General features: G+C 45.8%; 1 protein-coding gene. It reads left to right on the forward strand.

Annotated elements, in window-relative coordinates; all coding sequences use genetic code 11:
* On the forward strand, positions 1-277 hold a 277-nt coding region (locus A3750_RS04610), incomplete at both ends, for an ATP-binding cassette domain-containing protein (protein WP_156498396.1).

Raw genomic sequence — 277 nt, forward strand, 5'->3', positions numbered from 1 at the left:
GGATGGCATGAACACCATTGCTCAACCCAAAGTCATTCAAGATAAAAAGCACTCCAAACCACTCGACATAAGACACGGCGCCATCGAATTTAACCATGTTGATTTCGAATACACGCTAGGAGAACAGGTTCTCAAAGATCTATCGCTAAACATTAAAGCAGGCGAGAAGATCGGTTTAGTTGGTCGTTCCGGTGCTGGAAAATCCACACTGGTCAACTTACTTCTGCGCTTCCATGATCTAAACCGAGGAAGCATCCGCATAGATGGGCAGGACGTT

The organism is Oleiphilus sp. HI0079 (genome assembly GCF_001635105.1).